At 72.6% G+C, this 18,836-nt stretch carries 13 protein-coding genes and 1 pseudogene; 5 read left to right on the forward strand and 9 right to left on the reverse strand.

Annotated features, from left to right (window positions below):
* Positions 1–98: 98 nt before the first annotated feature.
* The 3 genes from AB0M30_RS21155 to AB0M30_RS21165 are packed head-to-tail and all read left to right on the forward strand — an operon-like array spanning position 99 to position 3,411.
* Complete coding sequence (locus tag AB0M30_RS21155; RefSeq protein WP_364585921.1) at positions 99–1,577, forward strand: PucR family transcriptional regulator; 1,479 nt, start codon at positions 99–101, stop codon at positions 1,575–1,577.
* 35 nt (positions 1,578–1,612) lie between these two features.
* Positions 1,613–2,290: a response regulator transcription factor gene (locus AB0M30_RS21160; protein ID WP_034284338.1), complete on the forward strand. Its 678-nt coding sequence runs from the start codon at positions 1,613–1,615 to the stop codon at positions 2,288–2,290.
* Positions 2,287–3,411: a HAMP domain-containing sensor histidine kinase gene (locus tag AB0M30_RS21165; RefSeq protein ID WP_364585923.1), complete on the forward strand. Its 1,125-nt coding sequence runs from the start codon at positions 2,287–2,289 to the stop codon at positions 3,409–3,411. The genes AB0M30_RS21160 and AB0M30_RS21165 overlap by 4 nt, the downstream gene beginning before the upstream one ends.
* Positions 3,412–3,529: 118 nt before the next feature.
* Here AB0M30_RS21165 and AB0M30_RS21170 read toward each other — a convergent pair whose 3' ends face one another.
* Together AB0M30_RS21170 and AB0M30_RS21175 are read right to left on the reverse strand one after the other, a co-directional pair.
* Positions 3,530–4,630, reverse strand: coding sequence for an alpha/beta hydrolase (locus tag AB0M30_RS21170; protein WP_364585925.1), 1,101 nt, complete (start codon positions 4,628–4,630; stop codon positions 3,530–3,532).
* Positions 4,624–6,159 carry a twin-arginine translocation signal domain-containing protein gene (locus AB0M30_RS21175; protein WP_364585927.1) on the reverse strand — a complete coding sequence of 512 codons (1,536 nt, stop codon included), beginning with the start codon at positions 6,157–6,159 and terminating at the stop codon, positions 4,624–4,626. Before AB0M30_RS21175 ends, AB0M30_RS21170 begins: the two co-directional genes overlap by 7 nt.
* Positions 6,160–6,227: 68 nt before the next feature.
* Here AB0M30_RS21175 and AB0M30_RS21180 point away from each other — a divergent pair, with 68 nt between their 5' ends.
* The gene (locus AB0M30_RS21180; RefSeq protein ID WP_364585929.1) at positions 6,228–6,656 is read left to right on the forward strand and encodes a hypothetical protein; all 429 of its coding nucleotides are present in this window, start codon (positions 6,228–6,230) and stop codon (positions 6,654–6,656) included.
* On the opposite strand, the gene AB0M30_RS21185 is transcribed toward AB0M30_RS21180, so the two are convergent.
* From AB0M30_RS21185 to AB0M30_RS21195, 3 genes and pseudogenes are all read right to left on the reverse strand, one after another.
* Positions 6,653–8,764: a 3-hydroxyacyl-CoA dehydrogenase NAD-binding domain-containing protein gene (locus AB0M30_RS21185; RefSeq protein WP_364585931.1), complete on the reverse strand. Its 2,112-nt coding sequence runs from the start codon at positions 8,762–8,764 to the stop codon at positions 6,653–6,655. The two genes, AB0M30_RS21180 and AB0M30_RS21185, sit on opposite strands and share 4 nt — an antisense overlap.
* A complete protein-coding gene (locus AB0M30_RS21190; protein ID WP_364586017.1) occupies positions 8,764–9,954 on the reverse strand; it encodes a thiolase family protein in 1,191 nt (396 codons plus the stop codon). Before AB0M30_RS21190 ends, AB0M30_RS21185 begins: the two co-directional genes overlap by 1 nt.
* A gap of 127 nt (positions 9,955–10,081) precedes the next feature.
* Positions 10,082–10,713: pseudogene (locus AB0M30_RS21195) on the reverse strand (DUF998 domain-containing protein).
* A gap of 237 nt (positions 10,714–10,950) precedes the next feature.
* Here AB0M30_RS21195 and AB0M30_RS21200 point away from each other — a divergent pair.
* A complete protein-coding gene (locus AB0M30_RS21200; protein WP_364585933.1) occupies positions 10,951–12,180 on the forward strand; it encodes a dTDP-4-dehydro-6-deoxyglucose aminotransferase in 1,230 nt (409 codons plus the stop codon).
* Positions 12,181–12,218: 38 nt separating this feature from the next.
* On the opposite strand, the gene AB0M30_RS21205 is transcribed toward AB0M30_RS21200, so the two are convergent.
* From AB0M30_RS21205 to AB0M30_RS21220, 4 genes are read right to left on the reverse strand one after another with little or no spacing between them, the layout of a single operon-like run.
* The gene (locus AB0M30_RS21205; protein WP_364585935.1) at positions 12,219–13,820 is read right to left on the reverse strand and encodes an allophanate hydrolase; all 1,602 of its coding nucleotides are present in this window, start codon (positions 13,818–13,820) and stop codon (positions 12,219–12,221) included.
* Entirely contained in the window at positions 13,817–17,365 is a 3,549-nt protein-coding gene (gene uca, locus AB0M30_RS21210; RefSeq protein WP_364585937.1) for an urea carboxylase, read from the reverse strand. The genes AB0M30_RS21205 and uca overlap by 4 nt, the downstream gene beginning before the upstream one ends.
* A complete protein-coding gene (locus tag AB0M30_RS21215) occupies positions 17,362–17,997 on the reverse strand; it encodes an urea amidolyase associated protein UAAP2 (protein WP_285989903.1) in 636 nt (211 codons plus the stop codon). The genes uca and AB0M30_RS21215 overlap by 4 nt, the downstream gene beginning before the upstream one ends.
* Positions 17,994–18,827 (reverse strand): urea amidolyase associated protein UAAP1, encoded by an 834-nt coding sequence (locus tag AB0M30_RS21220; protein ID WP_364585939.1) that lies wholly within the window; start codon positions 18,825–18,827, stop codon positions 17,994–17,996. Before AB0M30_RS21220 ends, AB0M30_RS21215 begins: the two co-directional genes overlap by 4 nt.
* Positions 18,828–18,836: the final 9 nt, after the last annotated feature.

Genomic DNA, 18,836 nt, shown 5'->3' on the forward strand with positions numbered 1-18,836 from the left:
AGGTTCGCCCGCCACCTCCCCGGCATGGGATGATTCATCCCCAAGCCGACTTCAGTGGGGATGAAATGGCCACGATCCCGGATTTTTCGCCCACGGAGGTGAATGTCCCGTTACGGGACGTGCTCGGCAACCGGGAGCTCGCCCTCGACGTCGTTCCCGAGACGCTGCGGCCGGGCGCGCTGGACGCCCCGGTGCGCTGGGCCCACGTCAGTGAGCTGCAGGACCCCGCGCCCTACCTGGTCGGCGGCGAGCTGATCCTCACCGCGGGCGTCAACCTGCCGGAGCAGCTCGACCGGTACGTGCGCGGCCTGCGCGACGCCGGCGTGACGGCGCTGGGGTTCGGCCTCACCCCGACGGTGCACGAGACGTTGCCGGAGCCCCTGCGCCGGGCGTGCGCGCGGCGCGGGCTGCCCCTGCTGGTGGTGCCCGCGCGCACGCCGTTCCTGGCGGTCAACCGGGCGGTCTCGGTCGCGCTGACCGAGGCCGGGCAGCGGGACCAGCGGCGGATCACCGCGGCGCGCGAGACGCTGACGCGCGCCGCGGGTGGCGGGCTCGGCGAGCTGACGTCGTCGCTGGCGGCGGTGCTGCGGTCCTGGGTGGCCCTGGTCGGCGCCGGCGACGTGCTGGCCTCGGCGCACGACGCGCCTACGCCGCTGCCGCTCCCGGTGCGGGAGCTGATGGCGACCGTGCGGGCGGGCAGCGGGATCCGGAGCGCGACCACCGAGCTCGCCGGCGGGTTCGTGGTCGTCCAGCCGGTGTACCCGCAGGCCACGGCGTCGCACCTGGTGGTCGTCGGCCGGTCGCGGCGGCTCGACGGCGCCGAGCGGGCGATCCTCGCCGTCGGCGCGGCCCTGCTCGGCCTGGTCGGCCGCGCGGGCTCGGACGCGGCCGAGCTGGGCGCCGCGGCCACCGGCCTGCTGCTCGGCCGGACGTCCCCCGGGGAAGTGGCCCGGTCGCTGCTGGGCTCGGAGACCGTCCGGCTGGTCGCCGGGGCCGCGTACCGGCGTGGCCCCGGCGAGGTGGCCCAGCGCCCGGACTGGCTGCGCGCGCGGCTGGACACGCCGTTGGTCTCGGTGCGGCCCGGGCCGTCGTTCGTGGCCGTCGCCGGGGCGGTGTCGCTGCCGGTGCTGGAGGACCTGCGCGAACACGGCTGGCTGGCCGCGGTGGGCTCGCCGGTGCCCGCTTCTCAGGCGGCTTCGGCTTGGGCCGAGGTGGAGCTGCTGCTTTCGCGGGCGCTCGCCCTCGGCCGGCCGATCGTGGCCGGAAGTGAGCCGCTGGAGTTCGACGCGCTGCTGGACCCGGACGCTTGCCGGGGGTTCGCGGCGAAGGCGCTGGAGCCGTTGGTGGCGCTGGATCGCGCGGGGGATCGGTCACTGGTGCCGACGCTGCGGACGTGGCTGGCCCACCACGGCGCCTGGGAACCGACGGCCGCGGAGCTGGGCGTCCACCGCAACAGCGTTCGGCACCGGATCGCGCAGGTGGAGAAGGCATTAGGGGTGGACTTGGCTGACCCGGAGGTGCGGATGCGGCTGTGGTTCGCGCTGCGCTGGCTCTCACCGGTCACACACAGTCCTTAAAGGGCACTCTCAGGAAAATATGGGATTGTGGGCTGGTGCGAGTTTTGGTAGTCGAGGACGAAGAACCCCTGGCCGATGCGATCGCTCGTGGCCTGCGCCGCGAGGGGATGGCGGTGGACGTCGCGCTCACCGGGGACGACGGGCACGAGAAGGCCGCCGTCACGCGGTACGACGTCGTGCTGCTGGACCGGGACTTGCCCGGGATGTCCGGTGACGAGCTGTGCCGGGAGATCGTCGCGTCCGGGGAGCTGACCCGGGTGCTGATGCTCACCGCGAGCAGCTCGGTGTCCGACCGCGTCGAGGGGCTTTCGCTCGGCGCCGACGACTACCTCGCCAAGCCGTTCGCCTTCCCCGAGCTGGTCGCGCGGGTGCGGGCGCTGGGCCGGCGGGCCACCCCGGCCGCGCCGCCGCTGCTCACCGCCGGGGACGTCGAGCTGGACCCGGCGAAGCGGACCGTCCGGCGCGCGAGCGGGCCGGTGGAGCTGACGCGCAAGGAGTTCGGTGTCCTGGAGGTCCTGCTGCAGGCCGCCGGATCGGTCGTCAGCAGCGAGGAACTGCTCGAACGCGTCTGGGACGAGAACGCCGACCCGTTCACCACGACCGTCCGGGTCACCGTGATGACGTTGCGCAAGAAGCTCGGCGAGCCGGGGATCATCGAGACGGTGGTCGGCTCCGGGTACCGGGTGCCGGAGCCCGGCGCTTCGCGCGCGTGAACCTGCCGGGCACCCGCAGCCTCCGCGCCCGGATCACCCTGCTGGCGACCGTGCTGGTCGCCGCCGTCAGCCTGCTGCTGCTCTGGCTGGCCTGGACGCTGGTGCGGGATTCGCTCGACGCCGTCCCGCAGATGCCGCCGGGCAGCACGGTGGTCGTCGACGGCGTCGAGGTCGACGCCTCGACGCTCGCCGAGCACCTGCGCGTGCACGCCCGCGACCGGATGCTGCTGTTCGGGTCGCTGGCGTTCCTGCTGGTCGTCGCGGCCGCGGCGATCCTCGCCTGGACGTTCACCTCCCGCGTGCTGCTGCCGCTGCGCGAGATCACCGGCACCGCGCGGCGCCTGTCGGTCGAGTCGCTGGGGGAGCGGATCGGCGAGATCCGCTCCCGCGACGAGCTGGCCGAGCTGGCGGGCACGTTCGACGACATGCTCGACCGGCTCCAGGCCGCGTTCGACGCACAACGCCACTTCGTCGCGAACGCGAGTCACGAGCTGCGGACGCCGTTGTCGGTGATTCGCACGGAACTCGACGTCACCCTGTCCGACGACGACGCCGACGAAGCCGAGCTGCGCCGGATGGGCGGGGTGGTCCGCGACGCGACCGAGCGCGCCGGGCAGCTGGTCAACTCCCTGTTGCTGCTGGCCCGCACCGACGCCGCCGGGCTCGGCGTGCACGAGCCGGTGGACCTCGCGGTGGTCGTCGACCGGGCGTGGCGCGCGGTCCGGCGCGAAGCCGAGGATCGCGGGATCCGGGCGTCGTTCACGACGCCGCCGGCGTCCGCGTTCGGCGATCCGGCGCTGCTGGAGCGGATCGCGGGCAACCTGCTGGAGAACGCGGTCCGCCACAACGTCGAAGGCGGCTGGCTCGAGGTCGTGACGCAGCCGGGGCCGCGGTGGTCGATGCTGCGCGTCCGCTCCTCGGGCGGCTTGGTCGACCCGGCGGCGGTGCCGGAGCTGTTCGAGCCGTTCCGCCGCGCCGGGGTGGCCCGCACGGCCCGCCACGGCGCCGGCCTGGGCCTGTCGATCGTCCGGGCCGCGGTGGCCGCGCACGGCGGAACGGTCACGGCCGAGCCGATCGTGGGCGGCGGCCTCGGCGTCACGGTCCACCTCCCGGCCCACTGACCCGTGATCGAAGGGTCAGCACGCGTGATTAGAGGGTCATCTCACGTGATTGGAGGGACGACACGCCGAAGCTCGCTCGATCCGGAGTGTCGTCCCCTCAATCACGCGTGTCGACTCTTCAATCACGCGTGTCGGCTTCCTGATCACGGGGCGGGCTGAGGGCGAGGCCGGCGCGGAGGACTCCGGCGGCGTGGAGCATGGCTGCGCGGGCGTCCGGGTCGATGCCGACCCGGTTGGCGAAACCGTGGAGCTGGCCTTCGTGGCGTCGGTGGACCAGGGGGACGCCGGCGGCGGCGAGGCGGTGTGCGTAGGCCTCGCCTTCGTCGCGGAGGAGGTCGAAGCCGCAGGTGGCCACGAACGTCGGGGGGAGGCCGTCGAGGCTTTCGTCGTAGAGGACCGAGGCCCGCGGGTCGCGGTAGCGGGCCGGATCGCGCACGTACTGCGCGCGGTACCAGGCCCATTCGTCCCGGTTGAGGCGGAAGCCCGAGCCGAACTGGCCGTGCGACGCCGACTCGCCGAGCGCGTCCGTCGCCGGGGTGAGCAGGAGGGAGAACGCCGGCCGGGGCAGCTCGCCGCGGGCCGCCGCGTGGGCGACCACCGCCGCGAGGTTGCCGCCGCTGCTGTCACCGCCCACCGCCAGCCGGGCCGGGTCCACGCCGAACTCCGCCGCGTGCGAAGCCACGTGGGCGAACGCCGCGACCGCGTCCGAAGCCGCCGCGGGGAACGGGTGTTCCGGCGCGAGCCGGTAGCCGATCGACACCACCCGCACCCCGGCTTCCTCGGCGAGCAGCCGGCACGCGCCTTCGTGCGTGTCGAGGCTGCCGAGCACGAACCCGCCGCCGTGGAAGTACACGATCGCCGGACCGGGCGCAGGGACGCCGGCCGGTTCGTAGAGCCGCAGCGGCAGCGGCCCGCCCGGCCCGGGCCACGAACCGTCGTGGGTCCGGACGCCCGGGCAGATCCCGGCGCCGGCGAGCGCGCCCGCCAGGTTCAGCTCGGTCCGGGCCCGCGAGAGGCTCCCGTTGTGGTGCGGCGCGTCGAACGGCGCGAAGCGCGCCACCCGCATGAGCACCTGGGCGGTGAGGACCGGCTGACGGCCGTCCACCACCACCGGCCGGCCCGCGAGCACGCGCAGCACAGGCGACGGCAGGCGCAGCAGCCACCGCAGCCCGGCCATGATCGACCGCACGAGCAGTCGGCGGCTCAGTCCATTCAGCACAGGTCCACGAAAATCGGGTTCGCGTACAACCACAAGTCCTCGAAGGGATTTGCCTGCCCGACGATGTCCGGTGTGGGCTCGGAAACGCCGTTTGTCCCCCGGATGCGCAGGTAGAACGGTTCCCGGACGTTCCGGAAAATGTGCCGGAAGACGACCTGCCGCCCCGGTGCCCAGCGCGGCTCGAACGACTCCACGACCCGCGTGCCCGGCGCGGTCATCGTGTCGCGGTCGGCGGCCGGGCCGGTGACCGGGCCCGCGACGACGTCCAGGCGCGCCAGCCGCGGCACCGAGCCGCCGCCGTTCGGCCGCGACGCCGGCCGCGCCGACACCACGACCGTGACGTCCGACCCCCGCCGCACCCGCAATCGGCCGCCCAGTGTCGCCGACGAACCGCCGCCGTACGCGCCGACCTGCAGGTCCTGCACGAGACCGCCGTGCGACAGCCAGATCCGCCCGGCCCGCAGGCCCTCCAGGACGCCTTCGAGGCTTCGCCGCGTGACGCCGACGTACGTGCGGCTGAACTCGCCCGGGTAGAAGTCCGCGTACGGCGCGAGCAGCTGCGGCGTGCCGGTGTCGACCGGGTCCGGGAACTTGCCGTGCGTGTCGTACCAGTCGCCCGCCACCGGCGGCCGGACCAGCGTGTCGCCGCGGTTGTAGTGCGAGTCGGAGTTCGTGGTGATCCACCACGGCTTCCCCTCGGCGAGCAGGGAGTCCCAGAGCCCGCCGACCTTCGCCGTCGCCCAGTCCCAGCCGCCGTGCGTCCGGTACGCCTCGGCCGGGAAGCCGGGCCACGAGTTGGCGCCGGGGCTGTTGGCGTAGCCGCCGCGTGCGCCGCCGTTGCCGAGCGGCTTGGGGAAGCCGTCCGCCTGCGCGCCGGGCGCCCCTTCCATGCCGATGACGATGCCCGGCGCGGCGTCGCGGTAGGCCCGCAGCTCGTGCGGGGCGACGCGGCCGTTGCGCAGCGGGTGGTTGATCAGCACGACCGGGGCGTGGATCCGCCGCGCCTGCTCTTCCGAAGCGAGCCAGCGCAACGCCCGCAGCGCGAGGGCCTCGTTCGCCGGGCTCGACGCCTCCGAGTTCGTCAGCCGCCAGTCGAAGTTCCGCTCGAACTCGCGCAGCTTGGCCGCCTGCTCCGAACCGGCCTGGAAGAAGACCGTGGCGTGCTCGGCGCCCGGGACGTTCCACTCCATCCCGTGCCACAGCAGCAGGTCCGGGTACTTCCGCCGGGCGGCGAGGAAGTCGGCTTCGGTGGGCTCGACCGACACCTTCTCGTGCTCGGCGTGGCCGTGGTCGGTGAAGACGATCCAGTCCGCGCCGTGCGCCCGCCCGCCGGCGGCGATCTGGTCGATCCGGTACATCGCGTCGTACGAGTACTGGCTGTGCGTGTGGTGATCGCCCACCAGCCACTGGTAGCGGCCGCACGTCCGGCTCAGGTCGGCATCGGCGAAGGCGGGGGCCGGGAGGGGCACGCCCGCGGCGGCGGCCGCGAGCCCGGCGCCCTTGAGGAACCGGCGTCTGTCGGTGGTCACGGCGGGACGCTAAGCCGCCGGGGTGAACGGGCGGTGTCCCGGCGGCCAACTGTGCTGTGATCTTCGGTGTGGAGGAGAAACCCCTGGCCCGGGTGCTGCCGCCGGTGATCGCGCTGGCCCTGGCCGCCGGCGTCGGGCTCGCGTTCTTCATCGCCGCGCTCGTGCGGCCGCCGGAGCTGCCGGTGGACCGGAACCCGGCGCCGCTGGCCGGGCACAAGCTGTGCGCGGCCGTCGTCGTGACGTTTTTGTCCGAAGAGGACATGCGGGCCGCGGTGCCGTCCTTCCACGACGACCCGAAGGCCCGTCGGGTGTTCGTGGACCCGCCGTCGGTCTCCCTGCTCGCCGTCCCGGGCACCGACCTGAAGGCGTGGGCGCAGGAGCTGCACGCCCGCTACCGGAGCGCCGAGCGGGTGTCGGTCATCGATTCGGACACGGCGGCGACGCAGCTGAAGCTCACCGCGCCGCCGCCGAAGTGCCCTCGAGAGGGCGAGTACTAGCGAGCCGGGACCGAAGCCACGCCCGGGGCGAGGAACGGCTTGCCGTTCACGCGCTCGGAGACGCCGGAGCGGTCCAGGTACGGGGTGATGCCGCCGTTCCAGAACGGCCAGCCCGCCCCGAGGATCAGGCACAGGTCGATGTCCTGCGCCTCGGCGACCACGCCCTCGTCGAGCATGATCCGGATCTCCTCGGCGATCGCGGACAGCGCCCGCTCGCGCACCTGCTCCGAGGTGGCCGGCCGGTCACCCTGCGTCCACAGCTCGGCGACCTCCGGGTCGACCGAGGCGTTGCCCTGGGCGTCCCAGATCCAGACGCCCTTCTTGCCCGCCTTGACGAACTTGGCGAGGTTGTCGGACACCGTGAACCGGTCCGGGAAGGACTCGTGCAGCGTCTCGCCGACGTGCAGCGCGATGGCCGGGCCGACGAGCTGCATCAGCGTCAGCGGCGTCATCGGCAGGCCGAGCGGTTCCAGGGCCTTGTCGGCGACCTCGAACGGCGTGCCCTCGTCGACGGTGACCAGCACCTCGCCGAGGAAGCGCAGCAGCAGCCGGTTGACGACGAACGCCGAGGCGTCCTTCACCAGCACGCTGGACTTCTTCAGCTGCTTGCCGACCGAGAACGCCGTCGCCAGGGCCGCGTCGTCGGTCCGCTCGCCGCGGACGATCTCCAGCAGCGGCAGCACGGCCACCGGGTTGAAGAAGTGGAAGCCGACGACCCGCTCGGGGTGCTGCAGCTTCGACGCCATCGCGGTGATCGACAGCGACGAGGTGTTCGTCGCCAGGATCGTCTCGGGCTTGACGTGCTGCTCCAGCTCCGCGAACACCTGCTGCTTGACGCCCAGCTCCTCGAACACGGCTTCGATGACGAAGTCGGCGTCGGCGAACGCGGCCTTGTCGAGCGAGCCGGTCACCAGGGCCTTGAGCCGGTTGGCGGCGTCCGGGGAGAGCCGCTTCTTGCCCAGCAGCTTGTCGATCTCGGCGTGGACGTAGCCGACGCCCTTGTCGACGCGCTCCTGGTCGACGTCGGTCAGCACGACCGGCACCTTCAGGCGGCGCACGAACAGCAGCGCGAGCTGGCTGGCCATCAGGCCGGCGCCGACGATGCCGACCTTGTTGACCTTGCGGGCCAGCGACTTGTCCGGCGCGCCGGCCGGGCGCTTGGCGCGCTTGTTGACCAGGTTGAACGAGTACAGCCCGGCGCGCAGGACGTCGGACATGAGCAGCTCGGCGAGGCCGTCGGTCTCGGCCGCGTACCCGCGGTCGAGGTCGTTTTCGCGGGCCAGCTCCAGCAGCTCGACGGCCTTGGTCGCGCCCGGCGAGGCACCGTGCGTGCGGCCGTCCACGATGGACTTCGCACGGGCGATGGCCGCGTCCCACGCCGAACCGCGGTCGATCTCGCGGCGTTCCGGGGTGATCTCGCCGTTGACGACCTTCGCCAGCCACAGCAGTGACTGCTCGAGGTAGTCGGCCGAGCCGAAGACGGCGTCGACGATGCCGAGCTCGGCCGTCTGCTTGACGTTCAGCATCTTGTTCTGCGCCAGGGCGTTCTCGATGATCACCGTGACGGCGGCGTCCGCGCCGATCAGGTTCGGCAGCAGCTGCGTACCGCCCCAGCCCGGGAACAGGCCGAGGAAGACCTCGGGGAACGCGATGGCGGCGGTGTTCTCCGACAGCGTCCGGTAGTGGCAGGACAGCGCCAACTCCAGGCCGCCGCCCATGACCGCGCCGTTGACGAACCCGAACGTCGGGATCTTCGACTCGGTGAGGCGGCGGAACACGTCGTGCCCGGTCTGGGCGATTTCGCGCGCCAGCTCGGGGTCGCTCACCGATTCGACGCCGGACAGGTCGGCGCCGACGGCGAAGATGAACGGCTTGCCGGTGACGGCGATCGCGGCCGGCTCGGCCTCGAACGCCTTGTCCAGCGCGGTGTTCAGCGACACCAGGCCCTGCGGGCCGAAGGTGTTCGGCCGGGTGTGGTCGTGGCCGTTGTCGAGCGTGATCAGCGCGACGGGCTTGGCGAGCCCCGGCACCTTGACCAGCCGGGTCTTCGCCTCGGTGACGACCTCGTCCGGGAACGCGGCCTTCGCTGCTTCAGCGGTGAAAGTCATTACTTGGCCCCCTCGAACGCCGGGTTCTCCCAGATCACGGTGCCGCCCATGCCGATGCCGATGCACATCGTCGTCATGCCGTAGCGCACGTCGGGCCGCTCGGCGAACTGGCGGGCCAGCTGCGTCATCAGCCGGACGCCGGACGACGCCAGCGGGTGGCCGCAGGCGATCGCGCCGCCCCACTGGTTGACGCGCGGGTCTTCGTCGTCGATGCCGAAGTGGTCGAGGAAGGCCAGCACCTGCACGGCGAAGGCCTCGTTGATCTCGAACAGGCCGATGTCGTCGATGGTCAGGCCGGTGCGCTTGAACAGCTTCTCGGTGGCCGGCACCGGGCCGATGCCCATGACCTCCGGCTCGACGCCGGCGAAGGAGTAGCCGACCAGCCGCATGGCGACCGGCAGGCCCAGCTCGCGGGCGGTTTCCTCGTCGGCGAGCAGCGAGGCGGTCGCGCCGTCGTTGAGGCCGGCCGCGTTGCCCGCGGTGATCCGGCCGAAGGGCCGGAACGGCGTCTTCAGGTTCGCGAGGGTTTCGAGCGTGGTGCCCGGGCGGGGCGGCTCGTCCTCGGTGGCCAGGCCCCAGCCCAGTTCCTTCGAACGGGTGGCGACCGGGACCAGCTCGGGGCCGATCTTGCCGGTCTTGACGGCCTCGGCGTAGCGCTCCTGGCTGCGCGCGGCGTAGGCGTCGGTGCGCTGCTTGGTGATCGCGGGGAACCGGTCGTGCAGGTTCTCGGCGGTCTGGCCCATGACGAGCGCGGTCGGGTCGACGAGCTTGTCGGCGATGATCCGCGGGTTCGGGTCGACCCCTTCACCCATCGGGTGGCGGCCCATGTGCTCGACGCCGCCGGCGATGGCGATGTCGTAGGCGCCGAAGCCGATGCCGGACGCGGCGGTGGTGACGGCGGTCATCGCGCCGGCGCACATGCGGTCGATGGCGAAGCCGGGGACCGACTTCGGCAGGCCGGCGAGCAGCGCGGCGGTGCGGCCGATGGTCAGGCCCTGGTCGCCGGTCTGGGTGGTGGCGGCGATGGCCACCTCGTCGACGCGCTCGGGCGGCAGTTCGGGGTGCCGCCGCAGCAGCTCACGGATGGCGTTGACGACCAGGTCGTCGGCGCGGGTCCCGGCGTAGATGCCCTTGTCGCCGGCCTTGCCGAAGGGGGTGCGGACCCCCTCGACGAAGGCGACGTTTCGCACGCCCCGCGCGGTCGGCGCGAGCGGCGTTGCTGGTGCGGCCACGAATAGCTCCATCAGTAGACGTTGTTGACCGCACGATAGCCCTTGTTACCGGTCGGTAACCAGTGGTGTGGCCCGGTCGAGTGGGCTACCGCACACTCTTGGGCTCCAGAGTCTGTCCTTTCACGAGCCAGGCGACGCCGAACGCCTCCACCGCGACGGCCTCCAGCCACAGCGCGGGCAGCAGCGCCGGCAGCAGGCCGAGTGCCTTGGTCACCGCGATGAGCACCAGGCAGGCGAGGATCACCACTCCGCAGACGCGGTAGACGACGCCGGTGCCGGGCGGCTGCTCGCCGTCGTGGGGGAACAGGCGGAGGCAGAAGTAGGCGAGGGCGAGGAAGAACACGGCCGCGAAGACCCAGTGCAGCACGCCCGAGGTGCGGTCCCACGCCGTCACGTCGTGGTCGGGAGCGGTGGGGAAGAGCGCCAGCCCGATCGCCCCCAGCCCGGCGACCGTGCTGGCGACGTTGTCGACGAAGTCGTGGCCGTAGTAGGCGAGGAGGAACACCCCGACCGCGCACATGGCACCGACGAGGACGTCCCGCAGGTCGGTGTGTAGTAGTAGCCGCTCAGCGAGCCGACCAGGTCGCCGCCTTGGACGAGCTGCTTGCCGAGGATGAGGACGAACGGCAGCGCCAAGCCGATGAGCCCGATGGCGCGCCGGAGGAACAGGTACGAGTGGACGAGGGTGTTCTGCGGGGATGTGGTCGCCGTGGTCATGGCCGCCTCCGGGGGTCACTGGGGTGATCGGCGTCCAAGTGCCCACGGATGAGGCTTGTTATCGCGGAGTTGTCCAAGTTCTCGGCTGATCGTTACTGGGGAAAGTCCCACACAAGCCCGGCATCCGGCCCTCGTCCGCGTCGCGCGTGCCTAAGTTGGGGGACACCTTCAGCCGAGAACGGACACCGAGAGCGTCAGCCGTTCCGCCGGCGATGAGAAGCATTCCCGGGAGACAAGTTGAAACGTTCGGTAAGCGATCTCGCCGTGTTCGGCGGACGCCCGGAGTTCCTGAATCCGATCCTCGTCGGTCAGCCGAACAACATCGATCGCAGGCGCTTCTTCGACCGGATGAACTGGGCGCTGGACAACCAATGGCTGTCCAACGGCGGTCCGCTCGTCCAGGAGTTCGAAGAGCGGGTCGCCGATCTCGCGGGGGTGCGCAACTGCGTGGCGACCTGCAACGCCACCGCCGCCCTCCAGCTCTACGCGCGCGCGGCGCGGCTCACCGGTGAGATCGTCATGCCGTCGATGACCTTCGTGGCCACCGCGCACGCCATGCGGTGGCTCGGCCTGAAGCCGGTGTTCTGCGACGTCGACCCGCTCACGGGGTGCCTCGACGTTCCCCAGGTCGAAGCGGTGCTGACCGAACGCACCGCGGCGATCCTCGGGGTCCACCTCTGGGGTCGCGCGTGCCCGGTCGACGATCTGGAAAAGCTGGCGGCCGAGCGTGGCGTTCCGTTGTTCTTCGACGCCGCCCACGCGATCGGGTGCAGTTTCTCCGGTCGCCCGGTGGGCGGGTTCGGTGCCGTCGAGGTGTTCTCCTTCCACGCCACGAAGGTCGTCAGCGCTTTCGAGGGCGGCGCCGTCGTCACCGACGACGACGAGCTCGCGGGGCAGATCCGGGCCCTGCACAACTTCGGCATCGGACCGTACGGGCACGAGGCGGGCGGGACGAACGCGAAACTCAGCGAAGCCGGGGCGGCCATGGGGCTGACGTCCCTGGACGCGCTCCCCGAAGCCGCCCGGCGGAACGAGGAGAACTACGAGCTCTACCGGGCGGAGCTGGACGAACTGCCCGGGGTGGGCCTGGTGGAGTTCGATCGCCGCGAGCGCAACAACTACCAGTACGTCATCGTGACGATCGACGAGAGCGTCACCGGAATCGGGCGGGATCTCCTGCAAGAGCTGCTCGCGGCCGAGAAGATCGTGACCAAGCGCTACTTCTCTCCCGCGTGTCACGAGCTGGAGCCCTACCGCACCGAGAACCCGGTCGGGTTGCCCCACACCGAGGCCCTGGCCCGAAGCGTGCTGGCCGTGCCCACCGGGACCAGGACCACCGCCGAAGACATCCGGCGGGTCTGCGGGGTGATCCGCTTCGCCGTCACCGAGGGACGGACCGTCCGTGAGCGCTGGCGGCGGCGAGAGAACAAGGAGAACGCCGCCGCGGACCACCGCCGGGAGGATTGACGACCGAATCACGTTCCCCTGCCGGCGGCGCGACCCGGCTACCGGACGCCGAGGTGCGCCAGCCAGCCGCCCTTCGCCGAGATGTCCGCCGCGCCCTCCGTGGCCGCCGGTTCGCACAGGAAGCCGGGCACCGACCTCCCGTCCGCCAGCTCCAGCTTGCCGATGGCGAGCGGGGCCGGGATGCCGGCGACGAACTCGCCGAACCCCGCGACTGGCAGCTCCCAGAGCTCCGCGGCCAGCGAAACACCGCCGGACGCGACTCGCACCAGGCCGGGCTTCGGCGGCACCGTGTCCAGTGCGTACAACCGGTACGAAGCCGCCGTCGACACCGCGGACACGAACCGGCCGCCGCGCGAGGTCAGCTCGTGGTTCAGCGGCTGGCCGCGCAGGTGCGCGCCGACCACCACGATCGGGACCCGCGCACGCCGCAAGCCCGCCAGGGCCGCCAGCTTCAGGTCGGCGTGCGGGGCGCCGAGGAACATCACGCCGAACGGCCGCCCGGCCACCGAGCCCGCCGGGACGGCGAGGGCCGCCAGCCCGAACAGGTTCGTCGAGTTGGTGAACCGGCCCAGCCGGGCGTTGACCGCGACCGGGTCGGCGGCGACTTCGGCGATCGTCGGGTGCTCGGTCGTGGTCGGCACCAGCAGTGCGTCGACGCCGGCCAGCGCGGCCAGTGCCTCGGCCCGCAGGTCCGCCAGGGCGGCCTGGTCGGCGAACAGCCGGTGCGCCCGGATGTCCCCGGCCGGCGCGATGATCGAGCGCACGACCGGGTCGACGGCGTCCGGGTGGGCGTCGATGAACGCGCCGACCGCGGTGTACCGCTCGGCGACGAACGCGCCGCCGTACAACAGCCGCGCCGCCTCCAGGAACGCCGAGATGTCCACAGTGGTCACTTCGGCGCCCGCTGCGGCGTAGTCCGCGACGGCGGCTTCGAACGCCTCCGCCCAGCCGGGAGCCAGCGGGCCCAGCTGGTCCGGGGCGGGGACGCCGAGCCGGAACCGTCCCGGGTGGACTTGGGCGGGTTCGGCGAGACAGGTGAACGCGAACGACGCTTCTTCGACCGTCCGCGCGAACAGCGACACGCAGTCGATGCTCGCGCAGGCCGGGACGACTCCTTCGGTGGGCAGCAGGCCCGGGGTCGGTTTGAGCCCGGCGATCCCGTTGAAGGCCGCCGGTACCCGCCCGGATCCGGCGGTGTCGGTGCCCAGCGCGAGGTCCACGATCCCCAGCGCGACGGCCACCGCCGAGCCCGAGCTGGATCCACCCGAGATGTACGCCGGGTCCACGGCGTTGCGCACCGCGCCGTACGGACTGCGGGTCCCGACCAGGCCGGTCGCGAACTGGTCCAGGTTCGTCGTGCCGAGCACGAGCGCCCCGGCCGCCCGCAGCCGCGCGACCACCGGCGCGTCGGCTTCCGGCTTGTACGCGTAGTCCGGGCAGCCCGCCGTCGTCGGCAGCCCGGCGACGTCGATATTGCCCTTGACGGCGACGAGCTTGCCGTAGAGCGGCAGCCCGCGTTCCGTCAGCGCGGCGGCTTCGGCCAGGACGTCGGCTTCCGGCCGCAGGTCGATCCAGATCTCCGGCCGGTCCACCTGCTCGATCCGCCGGTACGCGGCCCGCACCCGCTCCTCGAGGCTCATGCCAGCACCACCAGCGGCGTTCCGGGCGCCACCTGGTCACCGGGGGACACGAGCACTTCGACCACCTCACCGCTCGCCGGCGCGGGGATCCGCGCCTCCGTCTTCATCGCTTCCAGCGTCACCAGCGACTGCGCGTCCTCGACGCGTTCGCCCGCGGTGACGTCGACCCGCCACACCGTCGCCGCGAACGGCGCCTCGACGACGTGGCCGCCCGGCGGGGCCTCGACCCGCGCCGGTGGCCGGGTGACCGGCTCCGGTTTCGGGTCGAACTCGCCCGCCGCCGCCCATGCCTGCCGCTCCGCCTCGAACGCCGCCGCCTGCGTCGCCCGGAAGCCGGCGATGCTCTCGGCGTTGTCCGCCAGGAACTCCTGGTAGTCCGCCAGGGCGAAGGAGCCCTCGGTGGTGTCGAGTTCCAGCGTGCCGGACGCGCTCTGCGCCCGCAGGTCCAGCAGTTCCTCGGCCGACACGGGGTACCAGGAGATCCGGTCGAAGAACCGCAGGTTCCACGGCTGGTCCCCGCCGCGCCAGCTGTTCCACACCTGGACCGTCCGCCCGACGAACTGGTAGCCGCCCGGGCCCTCCATGCCGTAGATGCACAGGTAGGCGCCGCCGATGCCGACGGAGTTCTCCGCCGTCCACGTCCGCGCCGGGTTGTACTTCGTCGTCACCAGGCGGTGGCGCGGGTCCAGCGGCGTCGCCACCGGCGCCCCGAGGTAGACGTCGCCGAGGCCGAGCACCAGGTACTCCGCGTCGAACACCGTCCGGTACACGTCATCCACACTGGACAGTCCGTTGACGCGCCGGATGAACTCGATGTTCCACGGGCACCACGGCGCGTCGTCGCGGACGCCGGTCATGTACCGCTCGATCGCCTCGCGCGTCGCGGGGTCGTCCCACGAAAGCGGCAGCCGGACGCTGCGGCTCGGCACCACCAGGTCGTGCGTCGGCGGGAGGTCCCGCTCCAGCTCGCGCACCAGCCCGAGCGCCTTGCCGACCGGCAGCGCGTCCGGGTCGACGTGCACCTGCAGCGACCGGATGCCCGGCGTCAGGTCCACGATCCCCGGCACGCCTTCGGCCGCCAGCCGCTCGGCCAGCGCGTGCACCCGCATCCGCAGCGCGAGGTCGAGCTTCATCTCGCCGTACTCGACGAGCAGGTTGTCGTCGCCGCTGCGGCGGTAGGTGACCGACGGCTCGCCCGAAGATCCCATACCGTCCGAAGAGGACAGCCGGGCGAGGACACCGCCGTCGTCGCGCGCGGGCCGGCTCGGGGCGACCGCCGACGCCGGCCGCGTGCGCAGCGCCGCCGCGTGGTCGGTGCCGATCGGCACGAACCGCACGGTGTCGCCCGGGCGCAGCTGCCCGAGCTTCCACCGCTCGCCGGTGGCGACCGTGGCCGGGCAGACGAACCCGCCCAGGCTCGGCCCGTCCGGGCCGAGCAGGATCGGCAGGTCGCCGGTGTAGTCGACGGCACCGATCGCGTACGGCGTGTCGTGGATGTTCGACGGGTGCAGGCCCGCCTCGCCGCCGTCCGCGCGGGACCATTCGGGCCGCGGCCCGACGAGCCGGACACCGGTGCGCGCCGAGTTGAAGTGCACCTGCCAGTCCGTGGCGTAGAACGTGTCGACGTCGTCCGGGGTGAAGAACTCCGGGGCCGCGTGCGGTCCTTCGAGCGCACCGATCGTCCACTGCGGAGCGAAGGCCGGGCGTTCGGCCGGAGCGACCGGTCCGACGACCGGGTCCGCCGGGGCCGGCCCGGGACGCAGGACGTCCCCGGCGGCCAGCGCGCGGCCGCCGTGCCCGCCGAACTTCCCCAGCGTGAACGTCGCCGCGCTGCCGAGGAACGCCGGCACGTCGATGCCGCCGCGCACCAGGACGTAGCTGCGCAGCCCGGCCGTGCACGCCCGGACGTCCAGCGTCGCGCCCGCCGGCACCTCGACGGGGGTCCACAACGGAACCTCGGTGCCGTCGACCAGCACGGTCGTCGGTGCGCCGGCGACGCACACCTCGGTGGCGTGCGAGAACCGCAGTGCGACGCCGTCCACGGTGCACTCCAGGCCGGGCGCGCCCTCCGGGTTGCCGAGCGCGAGGTTGCCCAGCCGCAGCGAAAGGTCGTCCATCGGGCCGCTCGGCGGCACCCCGACGGCCCAGAACCCGGTGCGGCCCGGCCAGTCCTGCACGGTCGTCATCGTCCCGCCGCGCAGGACGTCGATCCGCGGCTCGGCGTCCTCGACGTGGTCCAAAGTGGACGTATCGTGGGTGGCGGTGCCGAACGCCGTGGCGGCGGCCGCCGCCCGCAGCTGTCCGAGGTTGGTCTGCACCCCGTCGAACCGGGTCGCGGCGAGCGCTTCCCGCAGGTTCGCCAGCGCCGCGGCGCGGTCGGCGCCGGTGCAGACCACCTTGGCCAGCAATGGGTCGTAGTGCGTGGTGACGGTCGCGCCCGGCTCGACCCACGTGTCGACGCGGGTGTCCCCGGGCAGCGTGACCCGGGTGACCAGCCCCGCGCTCGGCCGGTGCCCGGCGCCTGGGTCCTCGGCGTACACGCGAGCCTCGACGGCGTGCCCGCGCGGGACCGGCGTCGCGCGGAACATCGCGCGGTCACCCTGGGCGAGCCGCAGCATCCAGGCGACCAGGTCGACGCCGTAGACCGCTTCGGTGACCGGGTGCTCGACCTGCAGCCGGGTGTTGACCTCGAGGAACGCCGCCTCGCCGCGTTCGGGGTCGTAGACGTATTCGACGGTGCCCGCGGAGCGGTACCGCACCGACGAGCACAGCGCGACGGCGGACTCCACCAGGTGCTTCCGGACGTCGTCGGGCAGTTCCGGTGCCGGGCACTCCTCGATGACCTTCTGGTTGCGCCGCTGCAGCGAGCAGTCACGCGTGCCCAGGGCCAGGACCTCGCCGAAGCCGTCGCCGAACACCTGGACCTCGACGTGCCGCGCGCGGGTCACCAGGCGTTCGAGGAAGACACCGGAGCTGGCGAAGCTCTTGGCCGCGACGCTGCGCACGGTGTCCCAGGCGGCGCGCAGCTCGTCGGGTGACGCGCAGGCGCGCATCCCGATCCCGCCCCCGCCACCGGTCGCCTTGAGCATCACCGGGTAGCCGATGTCCTCCGCGCGGGCCAGCGCTTCGTCCACATCGGCCAGCAGGCCGGTGCCGGCCAGCAGCGGCACGCCCGCCGCGATCGCCGCCTCGCGCGCGGTGTGCTTGCTGCCGAACACCTCCAGGTGCTCCGGGGCCGGCCCGGCGAACGCGATCCCGGCGTCTTCGCAGGCACGCGCGAACGCCGCGTCCTCCGACAGGAAGCCGTAACCGGGGTGGATCGCGTCGCAGCTGGTCTCCAGCGCTGCGGCGATGATCGCGCCTGCGCGCAGGTAGCTTTCCGCCGCGGGCGCCGGGCCGAGCCGGACGGCCCGGTCGGCGAGCCGCACGTGCGGGGCGAGCCGGTCGGCGTCGGAGTACACCGCGACCGTCTCGAGGCCCAGTTCCTTCGCGCTGCGCAGGATCCGGACCGCGATCTCGCCGCGGTTGGCGACGAGCAGCCTCACGCGCCGACTCCCGGGGAGATGACGACCATCCGCACCGGCGTCGGGTCGAACCCGTTGCACGGGTTGTTGATCTGCGGGCAGTTCGAGACGAGCACCAGCACGTCGGTCTCGGCGCGCAGCCGGACTTCCAGGCCCGGCGCCGAGATGCCGTCGACGATGCCGAGGGTGCCGTCTTCCTCGACCGGCACGTTCATGTACCAGTTGACGTTGCTGACCAGGTCGCGCTTGCCCAGCCCCCACTTGGCGCCCTCGATGAGGAAGTTCTCGACGCAGGCGTGCTGGTGGCGGGTGTGCTGGCCGTAGCGGAGGCTGTTGGACTCCTTGCTGCACGCGCCGCCGAGCGTGTCGTGGCGGCCGCAGGTGTCGGCGACGACGGTCAGCAGCGGCGCGCCCTCCTGGGTGCGCAGGACACTGCCGGTGGTGAGGAAGATGTTGCCCTGCGCGGCGATCGTCGCGGCCGCGCTGTAGCGCTTCGACGTGTCGTTCGCGTCGTAGCAGAGGAAGTCGACGGCCTGGTTGCCGCCGAGGTCGATGATCGCCAGCTCCTGGCCCTGCTGCAGCACCGTCGAATACGGCGCCCGCGCGGGGACGTCGACGCTGACTTCCAGCTGTGATTCGTACGCCGTGCTCATGCGATCCCCCGGGCGGTGAGGTAGTCGGCGGTGTTCTCGAACGCGCGCTGTGCCTCCGGTGAGTGCGTCCACTCCGGACTGTCCGGAGTGGACGGCCGGTCACGCCAGGCGAGGATTTCGAGCTTCGACACGGTGTAGTCCGGGCGCGGGTCGACCGGGTGGGCGACGTTGGCGATCAGCACGATCGACGGGATTTCGATCCGGAGGTCGACGGCCTTGCCCGCGCCGGCGGAGCCGGTGAACTCCAGCCCGCCTTCGGGCTGGACCCGCACGCCCTGGAAGAACGACAGGCTCGGCGGCAGGTCCCGCGGCCCCAGGCCGTTCTTGGCCGCCGCCAAGGTGAACAGCGGCAGCCCGGCGGGGGAGGGGCCTTCCGGGGCGCCGTCACCGTAGCGCTCGACGTTGCCGTCCACAGTGGACGTCCCGCACAGGGCGTCGTGCCGCCCGCTGGAGTCGGCGACGATCGTGGCCAGCACCCGCGCCTGGTCCGACAGCAGCGCCACCGACTCGCCCAGGTAGGCGTTCCACTGCACCTTGACCGTGTCGGCGACGTTCAGCCGCTCCCACGGCCCCTCGGCGTTGAACAGCAGCAGATGTGCGCAGGCGTCGCCGTCGACGTCGGTCAGCCGCAGCCGTGTGCCCCGGGCCAGCACCTTGTGCGTGTACCCGCCGCCGGCCACGGTTTCGGCCCAGGTCAGCGCCTCGGGGGCGACCTCGGGCGGCGGTGACGGCCAGGTGCTCGCCGGGATCGACGGCATCGTGTCGACCACGGTGCCGGCCTGGGCGCGGGCGTGGTCGCGCGCTCCGTAGGTCGTCGCGGTGGTGCTCATGGTCGTCCT

The organism is Amycolatopsis sp. NPDC051716, from assembly GCF_040681595.1.
GTDB lineage: Bacteria > Actinomycetota > Actinomycetes > Mycobacteriales > Pseudonocardiaceae > Amycolatopsis.